At 35.4% G+C, this 19,071-nt stretch carries 16 protein-coding genes and 1 other annotated feature (1 of these 17 running past the window's edge); of the genes, 2 read left to right on the plus strand and 14 right to left on the minus strand.

Translation table 11 applies throughout. The annotated features are described in order from the left end of the window. Positions 1-209, minus strand: a binding site (T-box leader) (it extends 30 nt beyond the left edge of the window). A 285-nt stretch (positions 210-494) separates the two neighbouring features. After that, on the plus strand, positions 495-686 hold the full coding sequence (locus K6959_RS12055; protein ID WP_163241860.1) for a hypothetical protein: 192 nt from the start codon (positions 495-497) through the stop codon (positions 684-686). 17 nt (positions 687-703) lie between these two features. Here the strand turns inward: K6959_RS12055 and ysxE are convergent, their stop codons facing one another. The 8 genes from ysxE to hemA form a co-directional block, all read right to left on the minus strand. Further along, the gene (ysxE, locus tag K6959_RS12060) at positions 704-1,738 is read right to left on the minus strand and encodes a spore coat protein YsxE (protein WP_223086616.1); all 1,035 of its coding nucleotides are present in this window, start codon (positions 1,736-1,738) and stop codon (positions 704-706) included. A gap of 170 nt (positions 1,739-1,908) precedes the next feature. After that, positions 1,909-3,102: a stage VI sporulation protein D gene (gene spoVID, locus K6959_RS12065; RefSeq protein WP_163241862.1), complete on the minus strand. Its 1,194-nt coding sequence runs from the start codon at positions 3,100-3,102 to the stop codon at positions 1,909-1,911. A 391-nt stretch (positions 3,103-3,493) separates the two neighbouring features. Then, complete coding sequence (gene hemL / locus K6959_RS12070; protein WP_223086617.1) at positions 3,494-4,783, minus strand: glutamate-1-semialdehyde 2,1-aminomutase; 1,290 nt, start codon at positions 4,781-4,783, stop codon at positions 3,494-3,496. Between the two features lie 44 nt (positions 4,784-4,827). After that, a complete protein-coding gene (hemB, locus tag K6959_RS12075; protein ID WP_223086619.1) occupies positions 4,828-5,808 on the minus strand; it encodes a porphobilinogen synthase in 981 nt (326 codons plus the stop codon). Continuing rightward, a complete protein-coding gene (locus tag K6959_RS12080) occupies positions 5,808-6,593 on the minus strand; it encodes a uroporphyrinogen-III synthase (protein WP_163241865.1) in 786 nt (261 codons plus the stop codon). The genes hemB and K6959_RS12080 overlap by 1 nt, the downstream gene beginning before the upstream one ends. Next, a complete protein-coding gene (gene hemC, locus K6959_RS12085; protein WP_163241866.1) occupies positions 6,593-7,525 on the minus strand; it encodes a hydroxymethylbilane synthase in 933 nt (310 codons plus the stop codon). The genes K6959_RS12080 and hemC overlap by 1 nt, the downstream gene beginning before the upstream one ends. Before the next feature lie 60 nt (positions 7,526-7,585). Continuing rightward, on the minus strand, positions 7,586-8,419 hold the full coding sequence (locus K6959_RS12090; RefSeq protein WP_223086621.1) for a cytochrome C assembly family protein: 834 nt from the start codon (positions 8,417-8,419) through the stop codon (positions 7,586-7,588). A gap of 14 nt (positions 8,420-8,433) precedes the next feature. After that, on the minus strand, positions 8,434-9,780 hold the full coding sequence (gene hemA, locus K6959_RS12095; RefSeq protein ID WP_163241868.1) for a glutamyl-tRNA reductase: 1,347 nt from the start codon (positions 9,778-9,780) through the stop codon (positions 8,434-8,436). 170 nt (positions 9,781-9,950) lie between these two features. Here hemA and K6959_RS12100 point away from each other — a divergent pair, with 170 nt between their 5' ends. Continuing rightward, a complete protein-coding gene (locus tag K6959_RS12100) occupies positions 9,951-10,481 on the plus strand; it encodes a hypothetical protein (protein ID WP_374058355.1) in 531 nt (176 codons plus the stop codon). Between the two features lie 327 nt (positions 10,482-10,808). On the opposite strand, the gene K6959_RS12105 is transcribed toward K6959_RS12100, so the two are convergent. The 6 genes from K6959_RS12105 to lonB form a co-directional block, all read right to left on the minus strand. Continuing rightward, positions 10,809-11,531 (minus strand): amino acid ABC transporter ATP-binding protein, encoded by a 723-nt coding sequence (locus K6959_RS12105; RefSeq protein ID WP_223088373.1) that lies wholly within the window; start codon positions 11,529-11,531, stop codon positions 10,809-10,811. Between the two features lie 16 nt (positions 11,532-11,547). Next, complete coding sequence (locus K6959_RS12110) at positions 11,548-12,195, minus strand: amino acid ABC transporter permease (RefSeq protein ID WP_262421782.1); 648 nt, start codon at positions 12,193-12,195, stop codon at positions 11,548-11,550. 126 nt (positions 12,196-12,321) lie between these two features. After that, complete coding sequence (locus K6959_RS12115; RefSeq protein ID WP_394372992.1) at positions 12,322-13,101, minus strand: transporter substrate-binding domain-containing protein; 780 nt, start codon at positions 13,099-13,101, stop codon at positions 12,322-12,324. Between the two features lie 714 nt (positions 13,102-13,815). Continuing rightward, positions 13,816-14,397 carry a ribosome biogenesis GTP-binding protein YihA/YsxC gene (yihA, locus tag K6959_RS12120; protein ID WP_163241871.1) on the minus strand — a complete coding sequence of 194 codons (582 nt, stop codon included), beginning with the start codon at positions 14,395-14,397 and terminating at the stop codon, positions 13,816-13,818. Beyond that, the gene (lon, locus tag K6959_RS12125; RefSeq protein WP_163241872.1) at positions 14,394-16,718 is read right to left on the minus strand and encodes an endopeptidase La; all 2,325 of its coding nucleotides are present in this window, start codon (positions 16,716-16,718) and stop codon (positions 14,394-14,396) included. The genes yihA and lon overlap by 4 nt, the downstream gene beginning before the upstream one ends. A 488-nt stretch (positions 16,719-17,206) precedes the next feature. Beyond that, positions 17,207-18,877, minus strand: a complete 1,671-nt coding sequence (lonB, locus tag K6959_RS12130) for an ATP-dependent protease LonB (protein WP_163241873.1) — start codon at positions 18,875-18,877, stop codon at positions 17,207-17,209. Between the last annotated feature and the right edge of the window lie 194 nt (positions 18,878-19,071).

Consider the following 19,071-nt stretch of genomic DNA (forward strand, 5'->3'; position numbering starts at 1 on the left):
ACCACCTTAATTCCAATTAGTCATAGACAAATTGGCACTTTCAATTGATAACGGATTTCCCGTCTTTCACTATAAGGCGTTTTTTAGCCGTTCGCAAAAGAAGCTCAAGGGTGACTTTTCCTATGGTTCAACTTAGAATATCTTCCAGCTTATGATATTCCTCTCTGAAAGTGAATTTCCATCATACTCTTCCCTCTCATTGCTTATTAAATGATATTTACTCTTCATTACTAGTAATAGTACCGAAAAAAAGCTTGTTTCGTCAATAAGGATATCCTAAATTTTTTGACTTTATACTGTGAATAACGTAAGTGATATGACTTGAACCATCTGGATAACGAATAAAATTTTATATAATCAGTCGCCTCAACATGGAAGATGCAAAACATAATTGTAACCCTAACATAGTATCGGAAAAGTTTTATCACTTACGCATTCGTCTAATCATATGATAGTAAAAGAGTGGAGAAAGTCTAGATTGGGGGGATGGATGAATGAGGAAGAAATTTAACCCATATACATTTCCGCCATGGTTAAAAAACATTAGAAATGTAACCGCTCAATTTATTATTCCATTTTCAATATTTCAAGGCATCCGCACACTTTTATTACCGACTACATTCGATGTTTTATTTTTAACGATTTTAATCGCCCTCGCAGTTGCTTTTCATTACGAATGGATTTAAGGAGCCAAGTGTTTTTTTTATTCCTTGGCTCCTTCCTGAGCATGCTTTTTTTGTCTTTCACTTTCATCTATTTTCATTACGATATACTCAATATTTTTCATATGCCAATACTCTTGTTGCAATTGCTGTACAAATTTAAATTCTTTTTTTCGTGTTTTTTTTAAGTAGTAGTTTTGGGCAACACGAATTAATGATCCTGGATAAGCAAAATAGCTTAAAAATAATGACAATTCATCTTCTTTAAAAGGAAAGTACTTAAAGTAAGTGTATATCCAATCAAGACAAGCTTCATGCTGTTTAGGATAGCCTTTTAAAGAGCGGGATAGAAACGGCAGCAAATCATGAAAAGGTGGAGCTAGTTTGGAATTCTCAAAATTAATAAAAAAGCCGTAGCCGCGGTCATCGTATAAAAAATGCTCAGTCGAGACCTTCCCGTGAATGATAACTGCCCGCACATTCGTTTCTTCCTTTGTTTTTTCATACCACTCTTCAAGCTTTCCCTTAGCAAAACGAAGAGCCTGATTGATGTCATTAAAATAAAGGCAAAATAGCAATTCAAAAGGTGACATATACCAATTTTTCTCACAGATCTCAATAAATCCATTTATAAATTCCTCATCTTTTTGCCATTTTAAAACGGTATTTTCGTAGTGTTCCGTTTTTTCATCTTTATCAATCGCTATTTCTTTAGCTGATAATGTGTGTAGCCTTGCCAATTCCCGAAAAAGCTGTTTATGACGCCCATCTCGATTTTCTTTCATTTCATTCGACAACCACGGCATTAAATAATAAAGCTTATGATTATCCAAAATTCCATAACGGCCATCAATAGTTGGATAAATCGGAACAATTCGATTATAACCTTTTTGATATAGAAACTGTACATGATGAATAAAGTCAATACCTGAAAAAGGGGTAATTTTTTTTAAGGCAAAAACACCTTTATTTGAATATACTTTTTGTATATTCCCAAAATCTTCAACAAAATATGGTTTCAGCGAGTATTGTTTTAAAATAGGAGTAAAGTGTTTCAGACGATTCTGTTCATCCATAGATGTCACTCTCTTTCGAATCGTTACAAATGATAAAATAGAAATCTTTATCCCTATGAGTAGTTAAATTAAAAATAATATTAAAAAGCATAATCTGATAACGTATCTCTCCCACCTAAACTTTATTATTGTATTAGGTGGGAGAAACGCATAAGATAAATACTAGTTTGTTATTTAGTTTTTTGAAATACTGGTACATATAAAACTTGCCCTTTATATACGTTTTGAGTTTCATCAAGTTCGTTGACTCGTAAAATCTGTTGTCTGCTAACATTATATTTTTGAGCAAGCCGATCTAATGTCTCTCCTTCTTGAACAATACATACTCTAATTTTCGTATGTTCTTCTTCTTCTTTTCTTGCAAAAAACTCTGTTAATGATAGTCCTTTCTTTTTCGTTATTTTCTTCTTCTTTTTATATTTTACATCCTCTGGTGAAGATTCACTTTCTTCAATATCATCACTAGATTCTATCGATTCAATTTCTAGATCATAAGATTCAAATGATGATTCTTCTCCAATTTCATGTTCTTGTTGTATCGTTATTTTTTGTTCTTCATTCCGCTGAGCAGAAAAGGATATTTCAAAGCTAGATTCATTGCTTTCTTCCTCTGTTATGTTAATTGTTTCTCTATTTTCCTCAATCTTGAGAGGTTTTTTTGTTTTTGTGAAAATCTCTTCTTCTTTTTTGTCAGCTTCAAAGTTTTCTAAAGATAGTACATTTTCTTTTTTGGAAATATGATGAGTTTCAACTGTATTCATTTTTTCTGTCGGTTCTTTTCTGGCTTCCACTTCAAAAGGCTGAAACAACGTGTTTTGTGGTTCCTCTGTTTCCTCTATTTGCTCCTCTTGATCAAGTTCAGCATGTGTTGTCTTTTCTTCAACTAGTGAAGCAGCATGCCTAGTTGCTTCCTCCACTATCTCTTCACTCTGTTGGTTTTCCTCATATAGCCCTGAAATTCTTAAATCAGCTGTAAGCTTTAAACAACTGCGTTCGGGTAATAAATAATCAAACGATTCAATTTCTACATTAACATCGTAAATATTTTTCACACGATTAAGTGGAATCGTAATGTCAACAGGGAAGTGGTGATTGAACTCACAAACACCATCGTCTCTTTCTTCTACAAAATGAATAAATTTTGGAGCAGAAAATGGCTCCTCCTCTATTTCATCTGCTCCAACACGCTTATATTCTCCAGACAATTGTAATAAGCCATTAATAGTAACAAAACGCTCGCTTTCTTGTAGCGTAACATCAGGATCAAGTGAAATTGAAATAAGTTCTGCTACTTCCTGTCCTTTTTGGAACCAAATTGACTCCTCTATTGAAAACTTCAAAAATGATTGATTTTCTTGAGACAAAATAACTCCTCCTTTCTTATCCTCCCTTACGAAAATTTCTTTGTCATAATCACTTTATGAATAGACTGTTTTTTTATGATGATTGCCCAATTAAACAATAATAAATGCGAATTTTTTACGTGAAAAGACGAAACCTCCTTTATTGGTTTCTCTGCAAAAAAACACATCAGATGATTTAAAAAAATAGTTCCTCTTAAACATCAATGCTTCTTTACATAAAAATATGCATAAAAAAACCACTTACCTGTAAAAACAGTAAGTGGTCAGATTGTTGACAAATAAACTGATGAACGACAGTTTTTATCGTTTTTGCCTAGTGCTGCGCTTCTCGACTGACACCTGCATAAAATTGATACAAATGTTGAGTTTGTCTATGTTCTCGTTTAAAAATTTAACCTTTCAATTTTGAAAATGCAGTTTCAGCCGCACTAATTGTTTTTTCGATATCTTCATCAGTATGGGCTGTTGATAAAAACAGTCCTTCAAACTGTGATGGCGGTAAGAAAATACCTCCATTAGCCATCTCTTGATAGTATTTCGCAAAATAATCCAGGTTGGAAGTTTTCGTTTTTTCGTAGTTAACAACATCCTCAGTCGTAAAGAAAAAGCCAATCATCGAACCGGCTCGATTAATTGTATGTGGAATATTATACTTTTCAGCAGCCTTCTTTAACCCTGCCTCAAGCATATCAGCTTTTCGTATAAATTCGCTATAGCTTTCCCGTGTTAACTGGCTTAGTGTGTACAACCCTGCAGTCATAGCCAATGGATTACCTGAAAGTGTACCGGCTTGATAAATTGAACCGCTTGGAGCAATTTTTTCCATTATTTCAGCCTTGCCCCCATATGCTCCAACAGGAAGACCTCCTCCAATTACTTTCCCTAAACAAGTAATATCAGGCGTAATCCCAAAATAGCCTTGTGCACAATGATAATCAACACGGAACCCTGTCATGACTTCATCAAAAATTAACAATGAACCATATTGCTCTGTAATTTCACGCAACCCTTCTAAAAAACCTGGTTGCGGAGGAACGACACCCATATTTCCTGCAACAGGTTCAACGATAATACAAGCAATATCTTCACCATAGCGTTCAAAAGCATATTTAACACTATCTAGATCGTTATATGGTACGGTAATTGTATTTTTTGCGACGCCTTCTGGAACACCAGGGCTATCAGGCAAGCCCAATGTTGCCACTCCAGACCCGGCTTTAATTAATAAAGAATCCCCGTGACCGTGATAGCAACCTTCAAATTTCATTATTTTATTCCGTTTCGTATATCCTCGTGCTAATCTTAGAGCACTCATCGTCGCTTCTGTTCCGGATGAAACCATTCTAATAATCTCTATAGAAGGAACGCGTTCTTTTACGAGTTTTGCTAGTTCATTTTCAACAATCGTAGGTGCACCAAAGCTTGTACCTTTTTCTGCTACTTTTTTGATTTCCTCAACTACTTTTTCATTTGCATGACCAAGAATTAATGGTCCCCATGATAAAACGTAGTCAATATATTCATTACCGTCAATATCATATATTTTCGATCCTTTTCCATGTTCCATAAAAATTGGATCCATTTTTACAGATTTAAATGCACGAACAGGGCTATTTACTCCGCCAGGCATAAGTGTTTTTGCTTCACTAAAAGCTTTTTTTGACTTTTCATATGACCGCATCTAAAAAATCCCTCTTTTCTATCATCATTTTTAATAATCGAAAATTACTCTGCTAACCAACGAGCCGCATCTTTTGCAAAATAAGTAATAATAAGATCTGCTCCAGCCCGTTTCATACTCGTAAGCATTTCCATCACGACACCTTTTTCATCAATCCAGCCATTTTGTGCGGCTGCTTTAATAAGCGAATATTCACCACTTACATTGTAAACTACAACCGGCAAATTAAAATTATTTTTTACGTCACGCACAATATCTAAATATGGCATACCAGGCTTTACTATTAAAAAATCGGCACCCTCTAACACATCCGATTCTGCTTCTCTCATAGCTTCGAGGCGATTGGCTGGATCCATTTGGTACGTCTTACGATCCCCAAATTGAGGCGTACTATCTGCCGCATCACGAAATGGTCCGTAAAAAGCGGAGGCATATTTTACTGCGTAAGACATAATCGGAACATCTTCAAATCCTGCTTCATCAAGACCCGCTCGAATTGCTGCCACAAACCCATCCATCATATTTGATGGTGCGATAATATCCGCTCCAGCCTCTGCTTGACTAACTGCCGTTTTCGCTAATAAATCTAATGAAGGATCGTTTAATACCTTTCCTCCTTTTTCAACAACACCGCAATGACCATGACTTGTATACTCACATAAACATGTATCAGCTACAACAATTATATCTGGAAAGTGTTTCTTTATAAATCGAGTTGCTTCTTGAACAATTCCATGATTATGGTAAGCCCCTATACCAAGCTCGTCTTTTTCAATTGGAACACCAAATAATATAATCGACTTAATTCCTAAAGAAATAATTTCTTCTATTTCTGTTTCTAACTGATCAATTGATAACTGATAAACTCCTGGCATAGACTGTACTTGCTGTTTAATATTTTGACCTACAACAATAAACAGGGGATAGATAAAATCTTCTACATGTAAATGGGTTTCTCGAACAATCGCACGCATATTCGCACTTTGCCGTAAACGGCGATGACGGGTAAAATGTAAATCTTTCATCATTTAGCCTCCAATCTCGTTTCTGATACATAGTGAATTAATTGTAAGATCATTGCATCTACGGTATAAATAGATGGACAAACATGCACTGTTAGTCCGTGACTTTCAGCAGTTTTCTTTGCAATTGGTCCAATACACGCAACGATACTTTCCTTTATTTTATCATGCAATTTTGCCTCATTTACGACAGCCATAAAATGATCAACTGTTGACGAACTCGTAAATGTTAAAATGTGTAATTTTGTTTCTGTTAATGTCTTCATTAACTGTTGCTTACTTTCCTCTGGAAGAAATGTTTCATAAATAATGAGTTCATTTACTTGAATATTATTTTTCTGTAGCGCGGAGACAATGACACCTCTTGCTAAATCGCCTTTTGGCAAAAGCGCCTTTTCCCCTTGTGATATGATTGGTAAAAACTCCTTTACAAAGCCTTCAGCGACATACTCACTAGGAGTAAAAGCTACGTTAAATCCAAGCTCCTTTATAACTCGTTCTGTTTTTTCACCAATTGCCGCGATTTTTGGCATAGATGGCAAATTAGCAGGGATTTTTGTTAAAAAAAACCGGGCTGAGTTAATACTTGTAATAATTAGCCAGTCATACTGATCAATTTGTTCAATCGCTTGTTGAAGTTCCTCTCTAATCTGCGTAGGCCGAAAGCCGATTAGAGGAATTTCAATCGGCACTCCCCCGTGTTCCTTAATAGCTTCAGAAAATGCCTTTGCTTGAAGCTTTCCTCTAGGAATAAGAATATTTTTCCCTTGCAAAGGAACGTCACTCATTATTGATCGAGCTCCTTTTTTACAGAATGGATTAACTGAAGTGCACCCTTATCCGCAAGAAGCTCGGCCGCACGACACCCTACTTCTACTGGATCATGACCAGTAACTCGTTCTTTAAGAATCGTTTTTCCATCTGGTGAAGCAACAAGTGCAGTTAGGGCAATGTCGTCTTTATGATTGATTGTTGCATATCCAGCAATTGGTACTTGACAACCCCCTTCCATCTTATGAAGAAAGGCTCTTTCTGCTTTAACAGTTTTTTCAGTATGATCACAAGTTAGCTTACTTAACTGATCAAGCAACTCATGATCATCATCGCGACATTCAATTGAAAGAGCTCCTTGTCCAACAGCTGGGAGACAAATATCAGGCTCTAAAAAATCTGAAATAACATCTTTTGCCCATCCCATCCGAAACAAACCTGCTGCAGCCAATATAATCGCATCGTATTCCTCTGTTTTTAATTTGTTCAAGCGTGTATCAATGTTACCGCGAATCCACTTAATATGAAGATCTGGACGTTTCGCTAATAATTGGGCACCCCGTCGCAAACTGCTTGTACCGATAATTGCACCTTGTTTTAATTCGTGAAAGGGAACATTTCCTTTAGAAATAAGAGCATCACGATGATCTTCCCGTTTAGGTATACAGCCAATCATAAGCCCTTCTGGCAGAACAGCAGGCATATCTTTCATACTATGTATTGCCATATCAATCTCTTTATTTAGCATCGCCTGCTCAATTTCTTTAACAAACAATCCTTTTCCGCCTACCTTTGATAACGTTACATCTAATATTCGATCCCCTTTAGTAACAATTTCTTTCATCTCAAAATCAAAAGGGACACCGAGTTTTTTTAATTGTTCAATTACCCATTTTGTTTGTGTGATCGCAAGCTTACTCCGTCTTGATCCGACGATAATTTTTCTCATAGCAGCCTCCTGTAATTTTATCCTGTTTGTTAATGTAATCCTAAATATAAGTCTTTTCTATTACGAATACCAAAAATGAAACGATGATAGCCGTCCAAACAAGAAGAAATTTATTAACACAATTAAAAATGAACCTACATTCAAAAGGGCTATCGTTTTACCATGAATATCTTTTCTTACTCTTAAATATAAATTAAAGCTGTAAACACTTAAGACAACAAATGAACCAATAATTTTAGTATCGAACCAATTCATATTTGGCAACTTAATAAATGCCCATTGAATACCTAAAATTAAGGCTAATATTAGCATCGGTACCCCTATTACATTTAATACGTAGGACATATTCTCCAACTTTGTTAAATCTGCTATCCTTAATAGTCTGTCCCCCCATTTTTTCTGTTTTAATAAATCATATTGAATTAAATAAAGAAGAGAAAATACAAATGATAAAGAAAATGCACCGTATGAAAGGATTGCCATCGTTATATGAATTAGCAGAAGTTCAGAAACAAGCTGCTCACTCATCACCCTTGATTCAAATTGAAAAGGTGCAAATGTATGAATAACCATTATTAAAAATCCAAGTACATTTGTAAAGAAAACTGTAAAATCAACCCGTAACAACCGATTGATTACTAACGATAGAGTGATCAATACCCATGCGTAAAAATAAAGTCCTTCAAAAATTGTCAAGACAGGGAATCTTCCTGTTTTTAACATATACAAAATTAAAAAAATAGTTTGTAAAATCCAAACAAACGCAAGTAACCAGAAGGCGATTGAATTTGCCTTCCGGTTGCTATGAAGAAAATCAATAAAATATAAAAGAACGCTCAAGGCATACAATACAACCATAAGTTCATGCAGCCTCGCCAAAAAAATCTCAACCATGGAGGAAACCCCTTTTAAGATTGAAGGGAAGCTTGAGGTGCATGAGCTTGAACTTTTCTAGGTTCAACTGCTTTTTCCGCTCTTTGTTCTTCAACAAGCTGCTCAATATTGAAAATCTTCATAAACAACTCTAACGATTCATCAGCATTAGGTTGTGCAGCCAGTTCTTTTACTTGTAGAATTGGATCGCGTAACAGCTGATTAATGATACTTTTTGTATGTTTATTTAAAACTTTTCGTTCACGATCACTTAAGTTAGGAAGTTTTCGTTCGATACTTTTCATCGTTTCAGCTTGAATTGTTAACGCTTTCTCCCGGAGAGCGGAAATAACAGGAACAACACCGAGCATATTGAGCCATTGATTAAACTCAATCATTTCTCCTTCAATCATTATCATAATTTTTTCTGCTGCTTTTCTACGTTCTGCTAAGTTTGCCTGTACAATTCCCTCTAAATCATCTATATCGTATAAAAATACGCTCTCCATCTCGCTTAGCTGCGGATCTAAGTCACGAGGAACAGCGATATCTACCATAAAAAGCGGCTTTCCCTTTCGCGCTTTTCCTACGTTTAACATCATCTCTTTAGTAATAACAAAGTTTTTTGCTCCTGTTGAACTAATTAAAATGTCTGCATCTGCAAGTGCACATTGGAGCTCTTCAATAGATTTAGCTTCACCGGAAAATCGTTTTGCTAAATCTTTCGCTTTCTCATAAGTTCTATTCATGACCGTTACTTTACTTGCACCATTTGCATGGAGGTTTTTAATTGCAAGCTCACCCATTTTTCCTGCACCTAGTATAAGGACGTGCTTGTTTTCGAGGGTTCCAAAAATTTTTTTTGCAAGTTCAACTGCTGCATAACTTACTGAAACAGCATTTGCACCAATTTCTGTTTCAGAATGAGCGCGTTTAGCAAGAGTAATTGCCTGCTTAAACAGTTGATTAAATAAAGTACCTGTTGTACCCTCTTTTTGTGCAAGCAAGAAGCTTGAGCGAACTTGTCCGATAATTTGCGTTTCCCCCAAAATCATTGAGTTTAAACCGCTTACAACCTTAAATAAATGTTCAATCGCACCATCTTGCTCATAAATAAACAAATAAGGAGAAAAATCTTCTTGGTCAAGTTCAAACCATTCTGACAGAAACTGCTTTATATAATAACGACCTGTGTGAAGTTGATCGACGACAGCATAAATCTCTGTCCGATTACAAGTTGACAGAATGACATTTTCAAGGATGCTTTTTTTATCTTTCAATGTTCTCATCGCATCCGCTAATTCTGTTTCGTTAAACGTTAATCGTTCACGAATTTCAACAGGGGCAGTTTTGTAATTTAGGCCTACGACAAGAATATGCATTTTCACATTCACCCCAATTAATAATACATAATATATATCCATTATAGCATGATAAATCGATACTTTTTTGAAAAAATGTGAACATAATCTGAAACATATGCTATCATAAATAAAGAAAATAACAAATTTCGACAGACATAGCTCCTTCTTTACAGTATCAAAAAAGATTTTTGGATTCAAGTGAAGTAATTGGAAGTGGTGGTTTAATGAAACAACAACGTTTTTTCTCAGGTTTTATTTTAGTAGGTTTTAGTATTTATTTATTTTTTCAAGAAGCAAATATTACAATATTTCCAAATTTTTTCGAGTGGCCTACACTATTAATTATTGTTGGCATTTCCTTTTTAGGACAAGCTTTCTTAGCCCAAGATTATGAAGCCATTTTACCAGGAGTTATTTTATTTGGCTTTGGTTTGCACTTTCACGTTATAAACCAACTAAAACTATGGCCAGATCATATTGGAGTTTTTATCCTTATCATAGCTCTTGGATTTTTATTACGTTTCCAAAAAACTCGAACCGGTTTTTTTCAAGGAGCGCTTTTTCTCATTTTGGCCATTTTGCTCCTTTTTTATGACCAAATTTTTCAATGGCTTGGTATAACTGAAGTTGACAGTGCATTTGTATGGAGAATACTACCAGCTATCTTACTCGTTCTCGGCTTTACCTTTTTCTTAATAAGAGACAAAAAAATAGGGTAACCTCTTTTCGAGACTACCCCCATCGGACTGTATATACTTATTTCAACAAAATGTCGAAAAACTAATTAAAAACACTTGCAAGCCGGAAGTGAATAGGACGATCGTTCGTTCATGAACTTACAATGAAGGCCAAACGAGTGTTTTTCAAAAATATAGAGAATAAACGTCTTTTTAGGAGCTATTTGTTTAAAAATCTGTAAATTCCCCCAGACTGATTGAAAACGCTTGTCAGTCAAGGCGCGTAGCATGAAGCAGAAGCGAATTGACCAGACGTTCATAAGTTCGTTTTTCAACAGTCTGGCGGGTAATCATTTTTACTTTAAATATTTACAAAACAGAATCTAAAAAGTCTTTTGTCCGCTGCTCTTTCGGATTTACAAATAGTTCATCAGGATGACCTACTTCAATGATACGGCCATCATGCATATATACAGCCCAATCCGCCACCTCTCGTGCGAAACCCATTTCATGAGTAACAACAATCATTGTCATACCTTCATTCGCCAATTGCTTCATCGTTGCTAATACTTCACCAACTAATTCGGGGTCTAATGCTGATGTCGGTTCATCAAATAACATAATAGCCGGCTTCATTGCTAATGCTCTTGCAATCGCAACACGTTGTTTTTGACCTCCTGAAAGTTTAGCTGGGTACACGTTCTCTTTATCAAGTAGTCCCACTTTCTTTAACAAACTTCTTGCTTCTTTTATCGCCTCATCTTTTTGATTTTTTTTAACATAAATCGGTGCCTCTACGATATTTTCAATTACCGTTTTATGAGGGAAAAGGTGGAAATGTTGAAACACCATTCCAACCTTAGATCTCACATTATTTAAATCATGAGTTCCCATTTCAATTTTTTCACCAGCAATAAAAATATTACCGTTATCTTTTAATTCAAGGAAATTTAAACAGCGGAGCAACGTGCTTTTTCCTGAACCACTCGCACCTATTAAACAAACAACTTCACTTTCTTTTACTGTCAAATCAACATCTTTTAATACATGCAAATCTCCAAATGATTTATTTAATTTCTCTACTTTAATCATCATTGATTTATCCAAGTTAGTCACTAACCTCCATTCGTTTTTCTACTATCTTTACGATTGCTGAGAAAATAAAGACGAGGATTAAATAATATATGGCTACTATTAATAGATAACTCATGTAATCGTATTCATTAGAACCGTAAGTTGTTGCAACATTAAACAGCTCGTACATTCCGATAAATGAGGCGAGTGATGAATCCTTTAAAGCGATGATAAATTGGTTACCAAGCGGTGGGATAGCTCGTTTAAAAGCTTGTGGTAAAATAATTCTTCTCATCGTCAATCCTGCTGTCATTCCTAAAGAACGACCAGCTTCCATTTGCCCCTTATCAATGGATTGGATTGATCCTCTAAAAATTTCGGCGATATATGCACCATTGTGAAAAGCAAGACCTAAAATAACGGCCCAAAATTGTGAGATGTTAATTGCTGTAAGTCCATAGAAAAAAACAAAAATTTGAACAATTAATGGGGTCCCTCTTATAATGAAAATATACAGATCCGCTAGCCATTCAAATAATTTTACCTTTGAAATTTTTAAAAAGGAAAAAAATAAACCAATAAAAATTGCAATCAACACAGATATGATTGTTAATTGGAAAGTGAGAACCATTCCCTTTAAAAACATGTCGTAGGTATTAATGAATTTTGTAAATAATTCCAAGAACATTCCTCCTTAACTGTTAAACAATCTTGTTGTTTTAAGCTTATCCTGATAAACAGGGATATTTAGTATAGCCGTATTGAAAAAAATAGGCGAATGCATAAATAACACACATTCGCCTCTTACCTAGCTTCCAGGTTGAACCGTAATGTCCTCACCAAAATACTTAACACTAATTTCCTTTAATGTTCCATTTTTGCGTAGCGTTTCTAAAGCTTCATTAATTTTTTCAATGAGAACTTTATTATCCTTTGCAACTCCGATTCCTTGTTCACTTTGTTCAAGCATGTCTCTTCCCTCAATCTTCATACCTGAACCAATCGCTTCTTTTCCAGTAATAAAATCAGTAATGACTGCATCATGTTTTCCTTTAGATAAAGCTTCAAGTGCGGTTACATCACTATCTAATAAAATAATATTATCAGTTACTCCCGAAAGAATATTGGCAAATGTGGAGCCCCTTGAAACAGCCACTTCTTTATCCTTTAAATCATCGAGGGTTTTGAATGGATCATCAGGACGAACAAAAATTTGTGCTCCTGAGTAGTAATATGGGGTTGAAAAGTTCACTTCTTTGAGGCGTTCTTCAGTTATTGTATGACTTGCAATAGCTGCATCAAATCGACCTGACTTTACACCTTCTACAATACTCCCAAATTTAAATTTTTTCTGTACGGGCTCAAGCCCTAATTCTTTTGCAATTGCTTCACCAACTTCTATGTCAAAGCCGATCATTTTCCCATCTTTATCCATGTAACTAAACGGTTTAAATTCGCCTGAAGCTGAAAAAATAAATTTCTCTTTCTCAACAAGTTCATAACCATTGCTTGTTGTTACTTTTCCTCCACAGGCTGTAAGAACAATCATAAACACTAAAAACAGCAATCCCTTAAAACAATGCTTCACCAGGCTACATCCCCCCTTCTATCTATTTATGAAAAACATATGTTTAACCTTAACATTCAAGAACAATATTCTCAAAATTCATATTTCGTGAAAAATCGCAATTTATAAACCTATATTCTTCTCTCACTGCATCAACTCTAGTAAGCTGTTATTTACAACGATATGCATTTAAATAGTACATATTGCTAACAATAAAGGAATATTCTTATTTTTATGGTGAATATTATTTAAAAAGATGATCATTTTAAACGATATCGTTAAATATAGAAATGGATAAAATTTATTTTATTGAACCTAACTGGAAGTATCATTCTATGTATGATTAAAAAAATTAAAATAATTGGAATTTATGTACTTAAATATAGTTTTAAAGTTTAAGGATAAGCGCTTCTGTTGTTACATATAAATACAAAATCTGGTGGAATTAAAGACGAAGATAAAGTTCAAGCATCTTGTGTAAATGAGCGTGTAACATGAGAATATGACAGAAGATAATGAAACCTGCACTTAGTCTTTCAGGTATTTATTTCAAATATTGACTTTGTCTACATGCTCTGCATAGCATAAATAGCTATGTGCTATTTATATTAGATGGGTACGTCTAGTTCAAAGAAGCGCCCTTAGAGACAGATCATATGAACTCTTGGAAAAAACTTTGCCCCCCGCCAACATGATGGCGGGGGGCAAAACTTTACATCATCATTTACGATGAATTTACATGTATAACTCAAGTGCTGACCAAGTTCTTTCAGTTCCTTCTCCTGTTTCAGATGAAAATAATATTAAATGATCTTTTGCATCAAGTTGCAATGTCTGTCTTGTTATATTTAAATGTTTTTGCCATTTTCCTTTTGGAATTTTATCTGCTTTCGTTGCAATAACAATACAAGGAATTTGATAATGTTTTAAAAAATCATACATTAATATATCATCATCCGTAGGGGGATGGCGTAAATCAACAATTAAAATGACTGCTTTCAATTGTTTGCGTTCTGTTAAATACGTTTCAATCATTTTCCCCCAAGCCTCACGCTCTTTTTTTGACACTTTTGCAAATCCATATCCAGGAACATCAACAAAATATAGTTTTTCATTAATAAGGTAAAAGTTTAACGTTTGTGTTTTTCCAGGCTTCGATGAAGTCCTTGCTAAACTTTTCCTTTGGATCATTTTATTAATAAACGATGATTTGCCAACATTTGAGCGTCCTGCTAGAGCAAACTCAGGTAAGCTTTCTTGAGGATATTGTTCTGGTTTTACAGCACTAATGACAATTTCAGAGCTTGTTACTTTCATAATTCACCACCTGTCAAGGCATGTTCGAGTACTTCATCGAGATGAGACACAGGAATAAATTTCAATTCATCCCGAACACTTTTAGGGATATCATCAATATCTTTTTCGTTATCTTTCGGTAAAATAATTTTTGTTAAACCAGCACGATGAGCACTTAATGATTTTTCCTTTAGACCGCCAATGGGCAAGACTCGACCTCTTAACGTTATTTCTCCAGTCATCCCCACCTCTTTGCGTATTTTCCTCCCTGTTAATGCTGAAACTAATGCAGTTGCAATTGTAATACCAGCCGATGGTCCATCCTTTGGTACAGCTCCTTCAGGAACGTGAATATGAATATCTAATTTTTCATGGAATTCGTCATCAATACCTAATTCTTTTGCTTTTGAACGCACAAAACTAAAAGCCGCCTGTGCCGATTCTTTCATTACGTCTCCAAGCTTTCCTGTCAACACAAGTTTCCCTTTACCAGGTGATAAAGAAACCTCAATTTGTAAAGTATCCCCACCTACAGTAGTATATGCAAGACCAGTCGCAACTCCGATTTGGTCTTCAAGTTCAGCTTGACCGTAGCGATATTTTGTTTTTCCTAAAATATCTTCTATATTTTTTTCTGTAATTATAACCCGTTTCTTTTCACCAGAAACGATAATTTTAGCTGTTTTTCGACAGATTGAAGCAAGCTGTCGCTCTAAGCTCCGGACACCTGCTTCCCGGGTGTAGTAGCGAATTATTTTTATAATTGCATCTTCACGAATTTGTAATTGTCCTTTAGATAAGCCATGTTGAGCAATTTGCTTCGGTAAAAGATGGTCTTTTGCAATATAAAGCTTTTCAAGCTCTGTATATCCAGCAATCGTAATAATTTCCATCCGGTCACGGAGCGGATCTGGTATTGTAGCAAGATTATTTGCCGTAGCAATGAACATAACTTTTGAAAGGTCATACGGCTCCTCAATAAAGTGATCACTAAAATTATGATTCTGTTCAGGATCTAACACTTCTAACAATGCAGCTGAAGGATCACCACGAAAATCACTTGACATTTTATCAATTTCATCAAGAAGAAACACGGGATTAATTGTTCGGGCTTTTTTCATTCCTTGAATAATTCTTCCTGGCATCGCTCCAACATATGTACGTCTATGTCCTCGAATTTCCGACTCATCACGAACTCCGCCAAGTGATATTCGAACAAAATTTCGATTTAATGACGAGGCAATTGATCGTGCCAAGCTTGTTTTTCCAACACCCGGCGGTCCAGCAAGACAAAGGATCGGTCCCTTTAATGAATTAGTTAGTTTTTGAACAGCTAAATATTCTAGAACCCGCTCTTTTACTTTTTCCAACCCATAGTGATCTTTATTTAAAATTCGTTCTGCTTTTTGAATATTTAAATCATCTTCAGTCGCTTTCGTCCAAGGTAAAGAAATAAGCCAATCGATATAATTTCGAATAACAGCACTTTCCGCGGAACTAGATGGCACTTTTTCATAACGGCTTAACTCTTTCATTGCGGTATCTCTTACATGATCCGGCATCCCAGATTCAGCAATCTTTTCAGTCAGTTCGTCGATTTCACCGCCCTTACCTTCCTTATCACCGAGCTCTTTTTGAATTGCCTTCATTTGTTCCCGCAAATAATACTCCTTTTGCGTTCGTTCCATCGAACGTTTGACTCGCTGACCAATCTTCTTTTCAAGGTTTAACACTTCTTTTTCGTTATGGATAATTTCAATTACTCGCTTAAGTCTTTCCTTAATATTAATTGTTTCAAGTATTTCTTGTTTTTCTTTTGGCTTCAACGGCAGATGAGACGCAATGATATCGGCCATTCTCCCCGGCTCTTCAATATCTGAAACAGTCGCATATGTTTCTGCTGAAATTTTTTTTGACAACTTTATGTATTGTTCAAAATAACTAAGAATTGTTTTCATTAATGCTTTAGTTTCTACATCTTTTTCTACATCGTCTTCATATAATTTTAAACTAACCTCATAGTAGTCCTCTTTATCATGAAAAGAAATGATTTCAGCTCTATTTAACCCTTCTACTAGAACACGAATCGTTCCGTTCGGCAGTTTTAACATCTGCTTTACACGCGTTAACGTTCCCATCGTATATAGATCATCTTCTACAGGATTATCGACCGATGTATCCTTTTGAGTCGTTAAAAAAATGAAATGGTTATCTACCATTGCTTTTTCAAGTGCTTGTATTGATTTTTCCCGCCCTACGTCTAAATGCAATACCATCGTTGGATAAACAAGCAAGCCTCGAAGCGGCAGGAGGGGGACGATGATCTCTTTACTATTCGTCATGACTTTGCACCTCCAAATGCATCTTTTTTCAAAAAAATCAGGTCTAAAATAACATCTAAAAAACGGGACATGGAACCATTTTTATCGACAGTTATTTTCCTAAACTTTTTGAATAATCTCCTTAAAATATAATCAATTCTTTGTACAATTCTATCTTATTTGCGAAATTGTGTCTATTAACATGAAGTATTTGTAGTACTAATATATCTTCTTTCTTAAATAGTTGGTCTAGACAGCTCTTTTGATTTTCAGTTCATTTTTCCTTTTGACAATCTAAATCAAGAATAAAGCGAGTTGTTGTTCTTAATTTATATCCTTGGAATGACTGTGTATGAAACTAATCTCCCACGAATGAGTCTACTATCAAATTCCTTCAAATTATTTAACCTATCATTCAAATTGACATCAAATCGACATTCTTAATTTTTTTTAGTTCATACTTGATAAAAAGCTTCGATTTCAAGTTTGGAAACCGAAGCTAACTAAAATTAAATATTTCCCTTTTTCGATAATTCTACAGAGGCTGTAGTAGCTTCATTTTGATGAAAATTGTTGTTAACAAATGCAATATTATATACTTCATTTAAATAGTGGACAGGAATGACTTCAATTCCTTCTATTTCATTTAAAATTGCTTGCATATTTTCTTTTGGAATAATGACTTTTTTAGCACCTGCTTTTTGAGCCGCTTTTACCTTCGCATACACACCGCCAACTGGCTTCACATTCCCGTGAATACTTATTTCACCTGTCATAGCTACTTGATGATCAATTGGCAATTTATAAATCGCCGAATAAATTCCCGTTGCCATTGCAATTCCTGCAGATGGACCATCAATTGGTATGCCCCCTGGAAAATTTACGTGAATATCATAGTCATCTGCTGGAACATCCATTGACCTTAGTACAGTTATCACATTTTCAATCGAACCCTTCGCCATACTTTTCCGTCTAATTGATTTCCCTTGGTTACCGATACTTTCCTCCTCAACGATACCAGTTATATTAATTGTCCCATTATCTTTTGCAGGGATAACAGTCACCTCAATTTCTAACAAAGCACCAGTATTAGGACCATATACGGCTAGCCCATTTACTAGACCGATAGAAGCTCGATGACCAATTTTTCGTTCCATTCTTGGGGTCATTTGACTTGAATGGATAATCCACTCTATATCTTCGTCCTTAATAAAATTACGATCCTTTGTAATGGCAAGACCAGCGGCTATTTGCACCATGTTTACTACTTCTCTTCCATTACGGGCATATGTAGCTAAAGTATTTACTCCGTTATCACTTATTAATAAGTTCACTTTTTCAGCAGCTTTTTTTGCGACCTTCATTATTTCATCAACAGTTAACTCGCGGAAAAATACCTCCATACAGCGCGAACGAATTGCTGGTGGTATTTCGTTTGGTGTTCTAGTTGTTGCACCGATTAACCGAAAATCTGCAGGCAGACCATTTTTAAAGATGTCATGAATATGACTGGGAATTTGATTGTTTTCTTCATGATAATAAGCACTTTCAAGAAATACTTTTCGATCCTCCAACACTTTTAATAATTTATTCATTTGAATTGGATGTAATTCACCAATCTCGTCTATAAATAACACTCCACCATGAGCATTTGTAACTGCTCCTTGTTTTGGCTGAGGAATTCCAGCTTGTCCCATTGCTCCTGCACCTTGATAAATCGGATCATGAACAGATCCAATTAACGGATCTGCAATTCCTCGCTCATCAAACCTTGCTGTCGTTGCATCTAATTCAATAAAAACCGAGGATCGCTTAAAAGGCGATTTACTATTTCTTTTTGCTTCTTCTAACACAAGTCTTGCTGCCGCTGTTTTCCCGACTCCTGGAGGACCGTAAATTAGAACATGCTGCGGATTTGGTCCACATAACGCAGCTTTTAACGCCTTTATTCCATCCTCTTGACCAACAATATCTTTAAAGCTGGAAGGGCGCACCCTTTCGGATAATGGTTCAGTTAAAGAAATTGCTCTCATCTGTCGAAGCTGTTCCATTTCTTTTCGTGATTCACGATCAATTGAAACCTTTTGTGTCCGCTGATTTCGTAGTAAATTCCAAAAATATAAGCCGATCACAATTCCGAAAAATAGCTGAACAATTAAGGCAATTCCCGTCCAACTCATTGTATTCCCTCCTGCGATATATATTTATGTTTATACTTGCTAGTATTTCCGTCACATTGTTGGAATAAACAATGAAATTTTATAGAGTAAAACTTCATGTAGTGGGACTTTTTTCCCCTCCTACTCATTGTTATTTGAATGGATCGAACTCCAGGCGTAATTAAAAATTTACCAAATTAGATAGGAATCGAGTA

Source organism: Bacillus aquiflavi, from assembly GCF_019915265.1.
Lineage (GTDB): Bacteria > Bacillota > Bacilli > Bacillales > Cytobacillaceae > Bacillus_BT > Bacillus_BT aquiflavi.

Bases quoted from the DNA above. Each gene is read 5' to 3' on its own strand.
- lon (WP_163241872.1), bottom strand. From the start codon at position 16,718: ATGACGAATAGTAAAGAGATCATCGTCCCCCTCCTGCCGCTTCGAGGC.
- hemL (WP_223086617.1), bottom strand. From the start codon at position 4,783: ATGCGGTCATATGAAAAGTCAAAAAAAGCTTTTAGTGAAGCAAAAACA.
- hemA (WP_163241868.1), bottom strand. From the start codon at position 9,780: ATGCATATTCTTGTCGTAGGCCTAAATTACAAAACTGCCCCTGTTGAA.
- K6959_RS12080 (WP_163241865.1), bottom strand. From the start codon at position 6,593: ATGAGTGACGTTCCTTTGCAAGGGAAAAATATTCTTATTCCTAGAGGA.
- yihA (WP_163241871.1), bottom strand. From the start codon at position 14,397: ATGAAAGTAACAAGCTCTGAAATTGTCATTAGTGCTGTAAAACCAGAA.
- lonB (WP_163241873.1), bottom strand. From the start codon at position 18,877: ATGAGTTGGACGGGAATTGCCTTAATTGTTCAGCTATTTTTCGGAATT.
- hemB (WP_223086619.1), bottom strand. From the start codon at position 5,808: ATGAAAGATTTACATTTTACCCGTCATCGCCGTTTACGGCAAAGTGCG.
- hemC (WP_163241866.1), bottom strand. From the start codon at position 7,525: ATGAGAAAAATTATCGTCGGATCAAGACGGAGTAAGCTTGCGATCACA.
- ysxE (WP_223086616.1), bottom strand. From the start codon at position 1,738: ATGGATGAACAGAATCGTCTGAAACACTTTACTCCTATTTTAAAACAA.
- K6959_RS12090 (WP_223086621.1), bottom strand. From the start codon at position 8,419: ATGGTTGAGATTTTTTTGGCGAGGCTGCATGAACTTATGGTTGTATTG.
- K6959_RS12105 (WP_223088373.1), bottom strand. From the start codon at position 11,531: ATGATTAAAGTAGAGAAATTAAATAAATCATTTGGAGATTTGCATGTA.
- K6959_RS12055 (WP_163241860.1), top strand. From the start codon at position 495: ATGAGGAAGAAATTTAACCCATATACATTTCCGCCATGGTTAAAAAAC.